This window comes from Prosthecobacter sp., assembly GCF_020439865.1.
GTDB lineage: Bacteria > Verrucomicrobiota > Verrucomicrobiia > Verrucomicrobiales > Verrucomicrobiaceae > Prosthecobacter.
Window position 1 is genome coordinate 1 of record NZ_JAGRPF010000171.1, and the last position, 1,717, is coordinate 1,717.

A 1,717-nucleotide genomic window follows, 5' to 3' on the forward strand; every position below is an offset into this window, starting at 1 on the left:
CCAGAACAGCGAGTTGCCCAGTTCCGTGCGCTGATACGGCGGCAGGGAGGTGTCCGGCTTCTCCTCCTCGGCACGTGCAAGGCCACGTGGCAGCGAGGCGAGGTCGATGTCCTTGAGTTGCGACGGGTTGTGCGGTCGCAGGAAGGTCTCGCGGATGTAGTGGATGACGGCGTATTTCTGCGCGGTTGTGTATTGCGGCTGCGGCACCATCTGACCGAAGCCCTTCGTCAGCGTGAGATACATCGAGAACGGATCAGAGCCGTTTTTGAACTGGCCTTCGGCAAAACGCAGAGCCGTGGGCAGCGATCCCGGCTGCTCCTTCGTGCCGTGGCACACGACGCACAGCGTTTTGTAGATCGCCGCGCCTTCTTCGAGCGTCTTTGCATTCCAGCCGCCCACGATCGCCGCATGATCGCTGCGCTCCAGCGCCTGCACCCAGCCGCTGCCACCTTCGATTCGTGGTTTGCCGCCCGATTTCGGCACATGCGCAAAGTCAGGCGTGTTCGCTCCCTTGCCGCCCTGCTTGAAAAGTCCTCTGATCTCACCTTCAGGCAAGGCGCGTTTCCACACCTTGACCTCACCAATCTTGCCGTTGGTGAAATCACCCGCGAAGATCGGTGCAGCGCGGCCCACTTTGAAAACATGCTCCGGCTTGTCCGCGGCGGTGAAGCGGGACTTTTCGGCGATGACCTTGCCATCCAGCCACAATTGAGCCGCGCCATCGCGCACCGTGAGGACAGCGGTGTGAGGCTTGCTGTCATTCACCTTCGGCCCGCCGGTCATCGCGCCGACCCAGCCGATGTCATACACGAGACGTCCGCCGCGAATGAACAAGGCCTTCGCGGCAGGCGACCATTTGCCAGTCGGTGCACAGATGGAAAACAACGTGCCCTGGCCGCTCGATTCGAAGGTCGCCATCGCGGTGAAATCCGCGCCGAGGTCCAGCTTCGCCTCCGGGAAATCCATCGCGCCAGTTTTCGCCAGTGAGGCCACCTCCTCAGGACCGCGCACGAGTTTGACACCGCTCCAGACGCGCAACAACGGCGCTCCCTCTGCGGGTTCCTCGACGGCGATGTCCTGCGGTTTCGCGCCATCGAATGAAAGCGTCAGATCATCGCTCAGCGTTACCTTGGCGGCGCCTTTGAGGTGAATGCGATAATTCATCGGCCACTCAGGTGCATCGAGCGGCAATGCATCGCGGGGCAGTCCTGCGTTTGTGGCGATGCTGCGCGGGGAACTGCGGCCTTCGGCTTTCGATTTCTCAAGCAGCCCTTTCAACTCGGTAACGATCTCGGGATGCTTGAAATAGAGGTTCGTGGTTTCACCGGGATCGACGTCCAGGTTGTAGAGTTGTCCGGGGGCATCAGGCGCGGTCTCGGGCAGTGCAAAAGCCTTGAGTTCGCCCTTGTCGTAATTGTTTCCACCGGAGCCGCGATGATCGAGGTATTTCCAGACCCCACGTCGGATCGACAAAGTGCGGGCACCGGCGAAGGCCTGTTCGAGCAGGTAGGGACGGACAGGTGCGGTCGCCTGACCTTCCAGCACTGGCAGCACGCTAAAGCTGTCTTCGGCAGCATCAGCGGGCAGGCTGGCACCGGTGATGGCTGCGACGGTGGCCAACACATCGGTCAGGCTCATGAGTTGATCGCTCACTGTCTCGGCTTTGATGTGACCTGGCCAGCGTACGATGAAGGGCACGCGGTGGCCGCCTTCCCAA

At 61.4% G+C, this 1,717-nt stretch carries 1 protein-coding gene; it reads right to left on the reverse strand.

The genetic code is table 11. The features are described 5' to 3' along the window. Window positions 1-1,698: LamG-like jellyroll fold domain-containing protein (locus KDL09_RS20145; RefSeq protein WP_345781102.1), on the reverse strand; the 1,698-nt coding region annotated here is incomplete at its 3' end. Window positions 1,699-1,717 lie beyond the last annotated feature (19 nt).